We start from the raw sequence: 14,183 nt of genomic DNA, 5'->3' as shown, positions 1-14,183 counted from the left end.
CTTGGGATAGGTTCGATGACACTGTGCACCCCCCGAAGGGGGCGCGCGCACGTCATCCGAAGACAGGGGATTCGATTTGCATGCAACACAGCGACGGGCTCGTTCCGTCAGGATTCGCGGCATCGCGGCAGCAGCGCTGAGCGGTGCCGTCGTCGTTTCCGGGGCGCTCGGCCTCGGTGGTGCGGCGTTCGCCGCGCCGAGCGTGACGCCTTCCGCGGCGGGCGCGGGGGCGACGGGCTACGTCGACCTGACCGACTTCACCGACGGGCGCTACATCGTCTTCCTCGACGAGGCGCCGGTCGCCACCTACGACGGTGGCGTCTCGGGTATCGCGCCGACCACGCCGGGCAATGGGCGCGCGTTCGACGCGACCTCGAAGAACTCCCGGGCGTACGCGAACTACCTCGAGGCCAAGCAGGACAAGCTGGCCAAGAGCGTCGGCGCGGAGGTCGCGACGTCGTACACGGTCGCGCTGAACGGCTTCGCTGCCGACCTCACTGCCGACCAGGCGGCGACGCTGGCCGGCATGCGCGGCGTCACGGTCGAAGCCGACCAGATCTACCACCTCGACGCCACCCCCTCCACCGAGTTCCTCGGCCTCGGGTCGGGCGCCGACGGCACGGGCGGCGTGTGGGATGCCACGGGCGGGCGCGAGAGCGCCGGCGAGGGCATCGTCGTGGGCATCCTCGACACCGGCATCGCGCCGGAGAACGCCTCGTTCGCGGGCGACGCGCTGGGCACGACGCCCGGCGACGAGCCGTACCTCGACGGTGACGTGATCACCTACGCGAAGGCCGACGGCGGAGTGTTCACCGGTACCTGCGAGGTCGGCGAGCAGTTCGAGGCGAGCGACTGCTCGACGAAGATCGTCGGCGCGCAGTACTTCGTCGACGGTTTCGGTGCCGGCTCCATCGGCGACGCGAGCGTGGGCGAGTACGTCTCGCCCCGCGACGGCGATGGCCACGGCTCGCACACCGCGAGCACCGCGGCGGGCGACCCCGTCGGCGAGGTCACGGTCGGCAGCAACGCCTTCGGCGGTGTCGTGGGCGTAGCGCCCGCGGCCAAGATCGCGGCCTACAAGGTCTGCTGGTCGGGGCCCGACCCCGCCAGCCAGGACGACGACGGCTGTGCGGGCAGCGACCTGCTCGCGGGCATCAACGCCGCGGTCGCCGACGGAGTCGACGTGATCAACTTCTCGATCGGCGGCGGCGCGGCCACGTCGACGGTGGTCGGCACCGACTACGCGTTCTTCAACGCCGCTGCGGCCGGCGTCTTCGTCGCCGCGTCGGCGGGCAACTCGGGTCCCTCGGCCTCGACGCTCGACAATGCTGCACCGTGGATCACCACCGTGGCCGCGTCGACGATCCCGAGCTACGAGGCGACCGCCACGACCGGTGACGGCGCGAAGGCCGTCGGCGGGTCGGTGACGGTTCCGGCCGACGGCGTCTCGGGCGACTTCGTCCGCGGCGACCAGGTCAAGACGCGCAAGGCCTCGGCATCGGAGGCGCTCCTCTGCGCCGCCGGCTCGCTCGACCCGGCGCTCGTCACGGGCAAGATCGTCTACTGCGACCGTGGTGCGTACGCCCGTGTCGACAAGTCGGCCGAGGTGGCTCGCGCGGGCGGCATCGGCATGATCATGGCCAACCCGTCGCCGAACTCGATCGACCTCGACCTGCACTCGGTACCGACGATCCACGTGCCCGACACCGAGCGTGACGCGCTGTACGAGTACGCCGGCACCGCCGGTGCGACGATCTCGTTCGCGCAGGGCCGCGAGGTCGGCACCGCGCCGGCGACGCCGCAGGTCGCGGGCTTCTCGTCGCGCGGTCCGGTGCTCGCGGACGGCAGCGACGTGCTGAAGCCGGACATCTCGGCGCCCGGCGTCGCGATCCTGGCCGCGGGCGCGAACGCCGACGGCGAGGAGGGGACCTACCAGTTCCTCTCCGGCACGTCGATGTCGTCGCCGCACATCGCCGGTCTCGCCGCGTTCTACCTGGGCGAGGCACCGACCGAGTCGCCGATGGCCGTGAAGTCGGCCATGATGACCTCCGCCTACGACACGGTCGACGCCGCAGGCGACGCGGTCACCGACCCGTTCACGCAGGGTGCCGGCCACGTCGACCCGACGTCGTTCTTCGCGCCGGGCTTCGTGTACGACAGCGACGTGTACGACTGGGCCGCCTACATCGAGGCGCTCGGCTACGCCGACTACAACGGCATCGACCCAGTCGACCCGAGCGACCTGAACCAGGCGTCGATCGCGGTCGGCTCGCTGACCGGAACCGAGACGGTGACCCGAACGGCCACCGCGACGCAGGCGGGCACGTTCACGCCGACGATCAACGGCCTCGCCGGGTTCGACGTGGACATCGAGCCGTCGTCGCTGGTGTTCGGCGCGGCGGGGGAGGAGGCCTCCTACACGGTGACCTTCACCCGCACCGACGCCCCGGTCGACCAGTTCACGACCGGTTCGATCGACTGGGTGAGCGGCGCCACCGTCGTGCACAGCCCGGTCGCGGTGCAGCCGGTCTCGCTCGATGCGCCCTCAGACGAGGTGGGTACGGGAACCACCGGTTCGGTCGACGTCAGCGTGACGCCCGGCTTCACCGGCGACATCCCGCTCACTGTCGCAGGGCTCGCTCCCGCGGAGCAGCTCAAGGTCAAGAAGGGCGGCCCGAACAAGGCGTACAGCGGTTCGGGCAGCACCGGAGACGAGGCGACCTGGTTCGTCGAGATCCCCGAGGGCGTGACCTTCCAGCGCTGGGATCTGGACGCGTACAACGACGCGGCGGACCTCGACCTGCTCATCTACCAACTCGACGGCAAGCGCGGCACCCGTGTCGCGCTGTGGTACTCGGCGACGGGTGACGCGGACGAGCGCGTCGACCTCCTCGCACCCGAGCCCGGGTACTACGAGATCGTCGCGCAGGTCTACGCGGGGCAGGACGAGATGTACGACCTCGACTCCTACACCGTGATGCCGGGTGGCGTGGGCGACCTGAGCGCCTCGCCGAACCCGCTGCCGGGCGTGCAGGGCGAGGAAGCGACGTACACGCTGTCCTGGTCGGGCCTCGACGCGGGCGAGACGTACCTCGGGTACGTCGCCTACGGCGAGTCCGGCTTCGGCACGGCGCTGGAGGTCGGCACCGAATAGCCCTCGCGGGCGACACGAACGGGCGGCGGATCGCGGATCCGTCGCCCGTTCGGCGTTCCCGGGGGAGCCACGGCGCGACCTCGACGCGCCCGTGTCACGACTCGATAACGGGCGGGCGAATTCGTGGAGAACTCTTGCGGGATGTTTGTTCGTAAGGTTTACTAACAAACATGACCACGCCGGACGTGCAGCGCAGCGCCTCCCTCATCGAGGGCGCGCACCCGGGGGTCGGCGAGGCCGCCGGCGCCCCGCGGGCAACGTCCGTACTGCGCGTCGACCAGGCCCCGGCGCCCTTCGCACGCAGCCTCCGCCCGAGCGGCAAGCGGCTCCCCGAGCACGCCCGGCGTCACAACCGGTCGCTGGTGCTTCAGACCCTCTACACCGCGGGCGCCCGCAGCCGTGCCGATGTGGCGCGCGAGACCGGGCTGACCCGCGTCACGGTCTCCGACCTGGTCGCAGAGCTCATCGCCGAGGGCCTCGTCGTCGAGCTGGGCCAGCGCGAGTCGGCCCGCCCGGGCAAGCCGGCCACGCTCATCGACATCGCCCGCGACGCCTTCCAGATCCTCGGGGTCGACCTCTCCGACGCCGCGGTCCTCCGCGGCGCCGTGCTCGACCTCGAGGGCGCGGTCGTGCACCGCGACGAGGTCGCGCTCTCGGGAGCGACCGGCGAGGACGCCGTGGCGCGCGTCGTCGCGCTCGTCGAGCGGCTCGCGCTGGCCGCATCCGCCCCGATCCTCGGCGTCGGCGTCGGCTCGCCCGGAGTCGTCGACGATGCGGGCGTCGTGCGCCGCGCACCGAACCTCGGCTGGACGGGCCTCGACCTGCGGTCGCGCATCCACGCCGTCGCGGGCGTGCCCGTGCACGTCGCCAACGACGCGAACGCCGCCGTGCTGGCGGAGCACGCCACCCGTGACGGCGACGACGACGTGATCCTCGTCAAGGTCGGCCTCGGCGTCGGTGCCGGGCTCATCGTGGGCGGCCGCCCCCTCGTCGGCGGCGACTACGCGGCCGGCGAGATCGGGCACGTGGTCGTCGGCACCGACGGCGGCCCCGCGTGCGCGTGCGGCAAGCACGGATGCCTCGAGGCGTGGCTCGCCGAGCCGCGCCTGATCGCCGAGCTGGCCGCCGCCACCGCGGCCGCCGGCGACGACGATGCGCGCGCCGCGGCGCGCGACACCACGCTTCGGGAGGCGGGCCGCCGACTCGGCATCGTGCTCGCCCCCGTGGTCGGAGCGCTCAACCTCGCCGAGGTCGTGCTGAGCGGTCCGTCCGAACTGCTTGACGGCCCCTTGCGAGAGGCGGCCGTCGAGACGCTCCGGAACCGGACGATGGCGGACGTGAACCGCGATCTCCGGCTCCGGATGACCACGCATGGGCAGGACATCGTCCTGCGCGGCGCGGCCGTCATGGTCCTCTCCGGCCAACTCGGGGTCTCGTAATCGGACTCCTGCACCATGGAACCCGGCGCCCCGGCCGGTGACCACATTCCCTACGAAAGGAAACACAGCAATGCGGAAACTCGGCATCGTGGCGCTCGGCGCCGCTGCTGCGCTCGCCCTCGCCGGTTGTGCTTCGGGAGGCGACGCTGCTTCCGAGGCGGAGCCCGAGACGGGTGACCTCCGGGTCTGGCTCGTCGGCGCGGACACGCCCCAGGACGCCCGCGACTACCTCGTCGAGACGTTCGAGGCGGAGCACCCCGGCTCGACCCTCACGATCGAGGAGCAGTCGTGGGACGGCCTGGTCGACAAGCTGACCACCAGCCTCTCCAGCTCGGACAGCCCCGACCTCGTCGAGTTCGGCAACACGCAGGCCCCGGCGTTCACGTCGGTCGGCGCGCTGCTCGACATCACCGACGAGTACGACGCCCTCGGCGGCGACGACCTCCTCCCCGGCTTCGTCGAGGCGGGCTCGTACGACGGCGCGTTCTACGCCGCGCCGCTCTACGCGGGTGCGCGCGTCGTCTTCGCCGACCCGGCGTTCGTCTCGGAGGCCCCGGCCACCCTGGACGACTACATCGCCCAGGCCAAGGAGCTCGCGGCCGACAACGAGGGCACGTCGGGCATCTACTTCGCCGGCCAGGACTGGTACAATGCCCTGCCCTTCATCTGGGAGGCCGGCGGCGAGGTCGCCGTTCCCGAGGGCGACGGCTGGGACGCGCAGCTGAGCTCGCCCGAGTCGATCGTGGGCCTCGAGCAGGTGCAGGACCTCATGCTGAACGCCTCGGTCGCACCGAAGGACGGCGACAACGCCGAGCCGTGGACCCCGTACTGCGAGGGTGACGCGATCCAGTTCTCCGCCCCGAACTGGGCACTCGGCCTGGCCAGCGGCTGCGAGACCGAGAACGCCCCGGCAGCCCCGCTCGTCTACGCCCTCCCGGGCACCGACGGCGGTGCCGCGCAGGCCTTCGCCGGCGGCTCGAACATCGGCATCTCGGCGAAGTCGGAGTACCCCGAGCTGGCGAAGGACGCGCTGGCGATCATCCTGAGCGACGAGTTCCAGACGATCTACGGCGAGAACGGCCTCATCCCGGCCAAGCAGTCGCTCGCGACCACCCTGGGCGACAGCCCGGAGGCCCAGGCCTTCACCGCCGCCGCGGGTAGCGCGAAGCTGACCCCGGCGTCGCCGAACTGGGCCGAGGTCGAGGCCTCGCGCGTGTTGGAGGACTTCTTCGTGAAGATCGCCCAGGGCGGCGACGTCGCCGAACTCGCGGCCGAGGTCGACGAGAAGATCGAGGACATCCTCAACGGCTAGTCCCCACCTCCGGGCCGGCGGCGACCACACACGTCGCCGGCCCGGAACCGGCCGCACCGCGGCCGACCCCGGGCCCACGGGCCCGACGATGCCCGGCACGACCGGCACCACACGTCGTGCCGGGCATCCCTGTTCTTTTCGCGCTGCCGCGCGCATGATGGCAACGCACCCGCTCGACCCAGGAGTCATCCATGAGCACCGTCACCCGACCCGAGGCCCCGGCCCGGGACGAGTCCGGGCCCCAGGCGCCCGACGAGCCGACGCGCTCGCCGCGGCCCGCCCGGCGCCGCGGGCGACTCACGCCGTACGCGCTGCTCGTCCCGTCGCTCGTCGTCCTCGTCGCCGTCATCGGCTGGCCGCTGCTGCAGCTGGTCATCATGTCGTTCCAGGAGTTCGGCCGTGCGCAGGTCTTCGGCGCCCCGCCCGAGTTCGTCGGGCTGGGCAACTACCTCGGCGTGCTCGGCGACCCGGAGTTCTGGGAGGTCCTCGGCCGGTCGGTGCTCTTCGCCGCCGCGTGCGTGGTCATCACCATGGTCCTCGGGGTGCTGGTCGCCCTCCTGATGCGCAGGCTCGCCGCCGGCTGGCGCCTGCTCGTCTCGATCGGGCTGCTGCTGGCCTGGGCGATGCCGCCCCTGTCGGCGACCATCGTGTGGGGCTGGATCTTCGACTCCCAGTACGGCGTGCTGAACTACGCGCTCTCCGAGTGGTTCGGGCTCGACTTCCGCGGCCACTCGTGGCTCCTCGACCCGCTCAGCTTCTTCTTCGTCGCGGGCATCGTGATCGTCTGGGGCGCCATCCCGTTCGTCGCCTTCACGGTCTTCGCGGGCCTCACCCAGGTGCCCGACGAGGTGCTCGAGGCGGCGCAGCTCGACGGCGCCGGCCCGTTCCAGCGGTTCTTCCTCGTGATCGTGCCGTTCCTGCGTCCGATCCTCATCGTCGTGACGATCCTGCAGGTCATCTGGGACCTGCGCGTCTTCACGCAGATCTACGCCCTCCAGGCACTCGGCGGCCTCGCCGAGCAGACCAACACGCTCGGCGTCTACATCTACCGCGTCTCGCTCGGCACGGGCGACTTCGGCGCCGGCGGCGCGATCTCCGTGATCGTGGTGCTGTTCCTGGTCGCGATCTCCCTCTACTACGTCCGCCAGAGCCTCAAGGAGGACCGATGACCGCCGCACCCACGGCCGCCGCCGACACGCGCGCCGCCGTCACCGGGACGCCTCGCGGGGGCGCACCCGCGCCGGACCGCGCGGCGCGGACGCGTCGCCCCCGGAGCATGCGCTCCCGCGTCGTGAGCGTGCTGCTCGCGGCATCCGCCGTCGTGATCTTCGCCATGAGCGTGTTCCCGGTCTACTGGATGGTGAACACGTCGCTGCAGCCCAACGCGCAGGTACGCGGCAGCGAGGTGCACTTCTGGCCCGAGAACGGGAGCCTCCAGAACTACGTCGACATCATCTTCCACTACGAGCGCGCGCCGTTCCTGCCGGCCCTGGCGAACTCGCTGCAGATCACCCTGCTGACGGTGCTCATCACCCTCGTGTTCGCGTTCCTCGCGGCCGTGGCGGTGACCCGCTTCCGCTTCCGCAGCCGGGTGTCGTTCATCATCACGATCCTGATCATCCAGATGATCCCGGCCGAGGCCATGATCATCTCGATGTTCCGGGTGATGGACTCGTGGCACCTGCTCAACTCGATCGCCGGCCTCACGCTCGTGTACGTGGCCACCGTGCTGCCGTTCACGATCTGGACGCTCCGCGGGTTCGTCGACGGCGTGCCCGCCGACCTCGAGGAGGCCGCGATGATCGACGGCCTGAGCCGCACCCAGGCGTTCTGGCGCATCACGTTCCCGTTGCTCGCCCCCGGGCTCGTCGCCACCGGCGTCTTCGGGTTCATCCAGGCCTGGAACGAGTTCGTGTTCGCGCTGGTCATCAACCCGCGCCCCGAGGCGATGACGCTGCCGGTCTGGCTGCGCACGTTCCTCGACCCGAACGGCGGCACCGACTGGGCGCAGCTCATGGCGGGTTCGACCCTCATCGCGATCCCGGTCGTGGTCTTCTTCCTCATCGTGCAGAACCGCATGACCAGCGGCATGGTTTCGGGGGCGGTCAAGGGATGACCGGCACCGAGACGGGCGTCGGCGGCCTCGCGCGCGACGTCCTCACGACGCTCCTGCCCGGATTCGCCGGCACCCGGCTGCCCGGCTGGGTGCGCGAGCGCCTGGCAGAGGGGCTCGGCGGCGTGTGCGTGTTCGGCCCGAACATCGCGTCGGCCGACCAGCTCGCGAGCGTGAACGCGGAGATCACGGCGGCGAACCCGCTCGCGGTCATCGCGATCGACGAGGAGGGCGGCGACGTCACCCGCCTGTTCTACGACGTGGGCGCCCCCTACCCGGGCAACGCGGTGCTCGGCCGCATCGACGACCCGGCCTACACCGAGGCCATCGGCCGGCGGGTGGGCGAGGCCCTGCGGGCGAGCGGATGCACCCTGGCGTTCGCGCCCGACGTCGACATCAACTCCAACCCCGACAACCCGGTCATCGGCACGCGCAGCTTCGGCACCGACCCCGAGCTCGTCGCCCGGCACGCGGCCGCCTGGACGCGCGGGCTGCAGTCCACCGGCGTGAGCGCCAGCGCGAAGCACTTCCCGGGCCACGGCGACACCGACGCGGACTCGCACGTCGCGCTGCCGGTCGTCGATCGCTCGGCAGACGAGCTCGCCGCCCGCGAGCTGGTGCCGTTCCGCGCGGCGATCGACGCCGGGGTCCGCACCGTGATGACCAGCCACATCCTGCTCCCGCAGCTGGATGCGGAACACCCGGCCACCCTGTCAGCGCGCGTGGTTCGCCTGCTCCGCGCGGAGTCGGGGTTCGAGGGCGTCGTCGTGAGCGACGCGCTCGACATGCACGGGGCGAGCGGCGTGCACGGCATCCCCGAGGCGGCCGTGCGCGCCCTCGCCGCGGGCTGCGACCTGCTCTGCATCGGCACGGACACCACCGAGGACCTGCTCGACGCGATCGTGGCGGCCGTGCACGACGCGATCGCCGGGGGCAGGCTGCCCGCGGAGCGGGTGGCGGATGCCGCCGGGCGCGTGCGCGCACTCGCCGGGCCCGCTCCCGAGCAGCGAGCGTCCGGGGCGCCCGCGCCGGTCGACCACGGGGCCGAGCTCGCGCGCATCGCGGCATCGTTCGAGGTGTCGGGCACCGCACGTGAGCGCCTCGCGCGCGGCGGCGCGCCGGCGACGCTCGTGCGCCTCGAGTCGGCCGCGAACATCGCCGTCGGCGTCGCGCCGTGGGGGCCGCCGGCCGAGGCCTGCGATGACGTGGTGACGGTGCGCGAGGGCGACGCGCCCCTTCCGGCATCCGCCCTGCGCGGCCCCGTCCTGGTCGTCGGCCGTGACGTGCACCGGCACGCCTTCGCGCGCGCCTGCGTGGACGCGCTGCGTGCCGTGCGCGAGGACGTGGTCGTCGTCGACATGGGGTGGCCCGGCGTCGACCGCGCCTACGCCGACGTGGCGACCTTCGGCGGCTCGCGCCTCGTGGGCGAGGCGCTCCTGCGGGCGATCGAGGCGGCGTCGCGGAACCCGGTGGCGGCGGCATGAGGCTCGGCATCGACATCGGCGGCACGAAGACGGCCGCGGTCGCCATCGGCGCCGACGGCGAGCTGAGCGACCAGGTGCGCATGCCCACCGGGTTCGGCGCCGACGCGGTGGTCGAGACGGCCGCGCGCACCGTGCGCCGCATGGGGGAGCTGACCGGTGCGGGCGTCGACGGGTTCGCGTCGATCGGCATCGGCATCCCGGGGGCGGTCGACAACGGCAGCGGGCGCGTCGCGCACGCGGTGAACCTCGGACTCGAGGGGCTCGACCTGGGCCCGCGGCTCGCGGCGGAGTTCGGCGTGCCGGTGCGGGTCGAGAACGACGTGAAGGCGGCGGCGCTCGGCGCGCATCACCTCCTCGGCGTGGCCGACGGACTGCAGGCCCGTTCGATGGCGTACCTGAACCTCGGCACGGGGCTCGCGGCGGGCCTCGTGCTCGACGGGCGGCTCCGTCGGGGCGGCCACGGCGTGGCGGGCGAGATCGGGCACGTCCCGGTCGATCCGGCGGGGGAGCCGTGCGCCTGCGGCCAGCGCGGGTGCCTCGAGACCATCGCGTCGGGTTCGGCCCTCGCACGGAGGTGGCCGACGGCGTCGGGCCATGCGGCGCCCGAGCTGTTCGCGGCGGCCGAACGGGGCGACGCGCGTGCGGTCGCCGTGCGCGACGCGTTCCTCGGCGGGGTGGCCTCCGCCGTCCGCCTGCTCGTGCTCGCCGCCGACCCCGACCTGGTCGTGATCGGCGGCGGGCTCAGCACGCTCGGCGACCGGCTGCTCGTGGGCGTCCGCGGCATCCTCTCGGAGCAGGCGGCGGCCTCGCCGTTCCTCGCGTCGCTCGACCTCCAGGAGCGGGTCCAGGTGATCCCGCTCGGTTTCCCCGCGGCCGCCGTCGGCGCCGCACTCGTCGGAGAGGCTGATCATGGCTGAAGTCGTCATCGTCCGCAGCGAGGAGGAGGCCGGCGCGCTCGTCGCCGACACCCTCCTCGCCACCATCGCCCGTCGGCCCGACGCCGTGCTCGGGCTCGCCACGGGCTCGACGCCGCTCGCGAGCTACCGTGCGCTCGCGGCGCGCATCGCGGCGGATGCGGTCGACGTCTCGCGCGTGCGCGGGTTCGCGCTCGACGAGTACGTGGGGCTGCCCGAGGGGCATCCGGAGAGCTACCGCGCGGTCATCGCGCGCGAGGTGGTCGAGCCGCTGGGGCTCACGCCCGAACTGATCCACGTGCCGAACGGCTCGCCCGACGGCATCGAGACCGCGGGCGACGACTACGAGGCGGCCATCGAGGCCGCGGGCGGCGTCGACGTGCAGATCCTCGGCATCGGCCGCACGGGCCACATCGGCTTCAACGAGCCGGGCTCGTCGTTCGCGTCGCTCACGCGCGTGAAGACGCTGACCGAGCCGACCCGCGCCGACAACGCGCGCTTCTTCGACTCGCCCGACGACGTGCCCATGCACTGCATCACGCAGGGCCTCGGCACGATCCTGCGCGCCCGGCACCTGCTGCTGCTGGCGTTCGGCGAGGCCAAGGCCGACGCGATCGCCGCGGCGGTCGAGGGGCCGGTCACGTCGAGCCAGCCGGGTTCGGCCATCCAGCTGCATCCGCACACCACCGTGATCGTCGACGAGGCGGCCGCGTCGCAGCTGGCGAACCTGTCGTACTACCGGCACGCGTGGGCGCACAAGCCCGCCTGGCAGGGCATCTGAGCGGATGCGACGTGGGGTCGGCGTGCCGGCGTCGCCGCGGTCGCCGATCGCCGCTCCACCGATTCAGTGCGGCAGCACCTCGGGCAGCATCTCGAGGTACGCCTCCTCGTCGAACCCGTCGCTCAGCGCGCGCTGGATCATGAACCCCGGGGCGAGGCCCATCGCGACCGGGGTGAGCCGGTCGACGTAGCCGGCGGGGTCGTCGCCGCCGCGCGCCGGGTCCTCGGCGACCCAGGCGGCGATGTGCTCGCGCACGGTGTCGCGCACGAGCGCGAGGATGCCGTCGACGACCTCGCGCAGCTCGTCGTCGATCGCCGCCTCCGACCACATCTGGATCATGACCGACGGCGCGAACGGCTCGGAGACCATGCCGCGCAGGAGCGTGGCGATCGTCTCGCCGGGGGAGAGGGCACGGCCGCCCGCCTCCGCGCGGGCGAGGTCGTCGCGCCGCGCGGCGAGCACGCGCTCGGTCACCGCGCGGAAGAGCTCGCGCTTGCCCGCGTAGTGCCCGTAGATGGCGCCGGCCGAGAGGCCGGACTCGGCGATGATGTCGGCCATCGAGGTGCCCCGGTAGCCCTTCTGCGCGAAGCACCGCAGCGCCGCGGCGGCGATCTCGTCGCGCCGGGCCTCGCGGTAGGCCTCGGTCACCTTCGGCATCGCGCCCCCTGATCCTCGCCGGTCGCGCAAACCGAACGACCGTTCTTGACAAGCGTAGGCGATGCGCGCATCCTGATAAAGAACGAATGTTCGTTTTACAGCACACGCACAGCAACCCACGGCGGCGCCGTGCGCACCCGCACAGGAGGAACCATGTCCGACACCCGAACCCCGCACACGCCGCTCGCGCGCGTGCTCGTCCTCGCGGCGGCGCTCGTCGCGGCCGTGGCGGTGATCGTGCTCGCATTCTCGTGGCCGTCGGTCACGGCCGAGCCGCGCGACCTGCCGGTCGCCATCGCCGGGCCCGCGGAGGCCGTCGCGCAGATCGAGGCCGGGCTGGGCGACGCGCAGCCCGACGCCATCGCGTTCACCGAGGTCGCCGATCGCGACGAGGCAGTGGAGGCCATCGAGGCGCGCGAGGTCTACGGCGCGATCGTCCTCGGCCAGCAGCCCGAGGTGCTCACCTCGTCGGCCGCCAGCGCGGCGGTCGCGCAGCTGCTCGGCGGCGCCGCCGCCCAGCTGCAGCAGGCCGCCAACGCCCAGGCCGCCGCGGCGGCACAGGCGCAGGGCCTCGACACCGTGCCGACGATCGAGGTGACCGTCACGGACGTCGTGCCGCTGGCAGACACCGACCCGCGCGGCACGGGGCTCGCGAGCGCCATGTTCCCGCTCGTGCTCGGCGGCATGATCGGCGGCATCGCCATCACCTTCGCCGTCATCGGCGCCCTGCGCCGGGTGCTCGCGGTCGTCGTCTACTCGGGTGGCGCGGGGCTGGCGCTGGCCGGCATCCTCGGCGGCTGGTTCGGCTCGCTCCCGGGCGACTACTGGCCGAACGCCGGTGCCATCGCACTCACGCTGCTCGCCGTCTCGGCGTTCATCACCGGCATGTCGGCGCTGCTCGGCCGCGCGGGGCTCGGCCTCGGCGCGCTGACCATCCTGCTCGTGGCGAACCCGATCTCGTCGGCGGCGGTGCCGAAGGAGTTCCTGCCCGCTCCGTGGGGCGAGGTCGGCCAGTGGTTCCCGCCGGGCGCCGGTGCGACCCTGCTGCGCGACGTGAACTACTTCCCGAGCGCCGACACCGCGTTCCCGCTGCTCGTGCTCACGGGCTGGGCGGTCGTGGGGCTCGTGCTCTCGGTGGTCGGCCACTTCCGCACGGCGGGCGGCGCCGAGTCCGACGCGGAGGCCGCGCACGAGGACGACCCCGTGGCCGAGCCCGAGCGCGTTCCCGCCTGAGCGCTCAGTACGGCTCGCCGCCCGCATCGCGGGCGGCGAGCACCCGGGCCGTCTCCCGGCCCGCGGTGTTCCGCCGCCCCTCGCGCGATCCGGCGAGCTTCGCGGCGATGTGGTCGCCGACCGTGATCGGCGGGTAGAGGGGCTCCTCGCCCGCCGGCACGGTCGTCGGGATGGCCGCGATCAGGGCGTCGGCGTTGCCGTCGTGGAAGTACGCGGCGCTGCGCCGGCGCTCGATCGTGCCGTCGATGACGGGCGGCTTCACCCGGTGCAGCGTCGACATCCAGCGCTCGTTGGTCCAGCGGGCCGTCAGGTCGCCGAGGTTGATGAGCAGCGCCCCGGGGTCGGGCGACACGTCGTGCCAGCCGCCGTCGGCGCCCAGCACCTGCAGGCCGCGCACGCGGTCGGCCCAGAGCACGGTGACGATGCCGTAGTCGGTGTGCTCGCCCATGCCCGTGAGGTCGCCGTCGAGCCGCACGTCGGTGCCCGCGGGCAGCGCGTAGTTGTTCATGCGCAGCACGTCGAGCGAGTGGTCGGTGCGGGTGGCGAAGACCTCGTGGTCGACGCCGAGCGCATCGGCGAAGATGCGGGTCATGGTGCGCGCGACCCGGCCGGCCTCCGCGAAGTACGCCTCGACCTGCGGGCGGAAACCCGGCGCGTCCGGGTCGGGCCAGGTGTTCTCGGCGTAGTGCACCGGGTCGACGTCGACGCCGGGGAAGTCGCTCGCGGCGAGCCCGACGTTGAACGCCTCGAAGAAGTCGTTCATGCGGTTCGCGCTCTCGACGCCGAGGCTGAGGCTCAGCGACTCGGTCTTGGGCGGCGCGTAGCCCCGGTTGATGCCCGCGGGCGTGCGGTAGCCGCGCTTGACCTCGGGCGCGAGCCCGAAGAACTCGTCCAGGGCGTCGGCGAGCCCGTCGGTGACGTGCGCGGGGATACCGTGGCCGAGGATCTGGATGAACCCGACCTCGCGGCAGGCGACGTCGATCGCCGCGGCCACCTCGGCGCGGGCCGCGTCGTCGCCGGCAGCGACGTAGGGCGTGATGTCGACCACGGGAACGGTGAAGGGCATGTGCCGGATGCTACGCCGCAGCCGTTTCGC

At 72.8% G+C, this 14,183-nt stretch carries 11 protein-coding genes; 9 read left to right on the top strand and 2 right to left on the bottom strand.

Features of this window, described 5'->3' with window-relative positions; all coding sequences use genetic code 11:
• Positions 1 to 202: 202 nt before the first annotated feature.
• The 8 genes from ABZK10_RS00835 (at position 203) to nagB (ending at position 11,197) form a co-directional block, all read left to right on the top strand.
• A complete protein-coding gene (locus tag ABZK10_RS00835) occupies positions 203 to 3,154 on the top strand; it encodes a S8 family serine peptidase (RefSeq protein ID WP_353807290.1) in 2,952 nt (983 codons plus the stop codon).
• Between the two features lie 170 nt (positions 3,155 to 3,324).
• Positions 3,325 to 4,593, top strand: a complete 1,269-nt coding sequence (locus tag ABZK10_RS00830; RefSeq protein WP_353807289.1) for an ROK family transcriptional regulator — start codon at positions 3,325 to 3,327, stop codon at positions 4,591 to 4,593.
• Between the two features lie 70 nt (positions 4,594 to 4,663).
• Complete coding sequence (locus ABZK10_RS00825) at positions 4,664 to 5,905, top strand: extracellular solute-binding protein (protein WP_353807288.1); 1,242 nt, start codon at positions 4,664 to 4,666, stop codon at positions 5,903 to 5,905.
• Between the two features lie 191 nt (positions 5,906 to 6,096).
• Positions 6,097 to 7,074: a carbohydrate ABC transporter permease gene (locus ABZK10_RS00820; protein ID WP_353807287.1), complete on the top strand. Its 978-nt coding sequence runs from the start codon at positions 6,097 to 6,099 to the stop codon at positions 7,072 to 7,074.
• Positions 7,071 to 8,021, top strand: coding sequence for a carbohydrate ABC transporter permease (locus tag ABZK10_RS00815; RefSeq protein WP_353807286.1), 951 nt, complete (start codon positions 7,071 to 7,073; stop codon positions 8,019 to 8,021). Before ABZK10_RS00820 ends, ABZK10_RS00815 begins: the two co-directional genes overlap by 4 nt.
• Complete coding sequence (locus tag ABZK10_RS00810; protein ID WP_353807285.1) at positions 8,018 to 9,502, top strand: glycoside hydrolase family 3 protein; 1,485 nt, start codon at positions 8,018 to 8,020, stop codon at positions 9,500 to 9,502. Before ABZK10_RS00815 ends, ABZK10_RS00810 begins: the two co-directional genes overlap by 4 nt.
• Complete coding sequence (locus ABZK10_RS00805) at positions 9,499 to 10,419, top strand: ROK family protein (RefSeq protein ID WP_353807284.1); 921 nt, start codon at positions 9,499 to 9,501, stop codon at positions 10,417 to 10,419. The genes ABZK10_RS00810 and ABZK10_RS00805 overlap by 4 nt, the downstream gene beginning before the upstream one ends.
• A complete protein-coding gene (gene nagB, locus ABZK10_RS00800) occupies positions 10,412 to 11,197 on the top strand; it encodes a glucosamine-6-phosphate deaminase (RefSeq protein ID WP_353807283.1) in 786 nt (261 codons plus the stop codon). Before ABZK10_RS00805 ends, nagB begins: the two co-directional genes overlap by 8 nt.
• Positions 11,198 to 11,260: 63 nt before the next feature.
• Here nagB and ABZK10_RS00795 read toward each other — a convergent pair whose 3' ends face one another.
• Positions 11,261 to 11,854 carry a TetR/AcrR family transcriptional regulator gene (locus ABZK10_RS00795; protein WP_353807282.1) on the bottom strand — a complete coding sequence of 198 codons (594 nt, stop codon included), beginning with the start codon at positions 11,852 to 11,854 and terminating at the stop codon, positions 11,261 to 11,263.
• A 153-nt stretch (positions 11,855 to 12,007) separates the two neighbouring features.
• Between ABZK10_RS00795 and ABZK10_RS00790 the strand changes: the two genes are divergently transcribed.
• Positions 12,008 to 13,087: an ABC transporter permease gene (locus ABZK10_RS00790; protein WP_353807281.1), complete on the top strand. Its 1,080-nt coding sequence runs from the start codon at positions 12,008 to 12,010 to the stop codon at positions 13,085 to 13,087.
• A gap of 4 nt (positions 13,088 to 13,091) precedes the next feature.
• Here the strand turns inward: ABZK10_RS00790 and ABZK10_RS00785 are convergent, their stop codons facing one another.
• On the bottom strand, positions 13,092 to 14,153 hold the full coding sequence (locus ABZK10_RS00785) for an isopenicillin N synthase family dioxygenase (protein WP_353807280.1): 1,062 nt from the start codon (positions 14,151 to 14,153) through the stop codon (positions 13,092 to 13,094).
• Positions 14,154 to 14,183: the final 30 nt, after the last annotated feature.

This window comes from Agromyces sp. SYSU T00194 (genome assembly GCF_040496035.1).
Taxonomy (GTDB): Bacteria; Actinomycetota; Actinomycetes; order Actinomycetales; family Microbacteriaceae; genus Agromyces; species Agromyces chitinivorans.
The sequence above is the reverse complement of the archived record's forward strand: the minus strand, read 5'-3'. Positions and strand labels throughout refer to the sequence as shown.

Bases quoted from the DNA above. Each gene is read 5' to 3' on its own strand.
- ABZK10_RS00830 (WP_353807289.1), top strand. From the start codon at position 3,325: ATGACCACGCCGGACGTGCAGCGCAGCGCCTCCCTCATCGAGGGCGCG.
- ABZK10_RS00825 (WP_353807288.1), top strand. From the start codon at position 4,664: ATGCGGAAACTCGGCATCGTGGCGCTCGGCGCCGCTGCTGCGCTCGCC.
- ABZK10_RS00820 (WP_353807287.1), top strand. From the start codon at position 6,097: ATGAGCACCGTCACCCGACCCGAGGCCCCGGCCCGGGACGAGTCCGGG.
- ABZK10_RS00815 (WP_353807286.1), top strand. From the start codon at position 7,071: ATGACCGCCGCACCCACGGCCGCCGCCGACACGCGCGCCGCCGTCACC.
- ABZK10_RS00810 (WP_353807285.1), top strand. From the start codon at position 8,018: ATGACCGGCACCGAGACGGGCGTCGGCGGCCTCGCGCGCGACGTCCTC.
- ABZK10_RS00805 (WP_353807284.1), top strand. From the start codon at position 9,499: ATGAGGCTCGGCATCGACATCGGCGGCACGAAGACGGCCGCGGTCGCC.
- nagB (WP_353807283.1), top strand. From the start codon at position 10,412: ATGGCTGAAGTCGTCATCGTCCGCAGCGAGGAGGAGGCCGGCGCGCTC.
- ABZK10_RS00795 (WP_353807282.1), bottom strand. From the start codon at position 11,854: ATGCCGAAGGTGACCGAGGCCTACCGCGAGGCCCGGCGCGACGAGATC.
- ABZK10_RS00790 (WP_353807281.1), top strand. From the start codon at position 12,008: ATGTCCGACACCCGAACCCCGCACACGCCGCTCGCGCGCGTGCTCGTC.
- ABZK10_RS00785 (WP_353807280.1), bottom strand. From the start codon at position 14,153: ATGCCCTTCACCGTTCCCGTGGTCGACATCACGCCCTACGTCGCTGCC.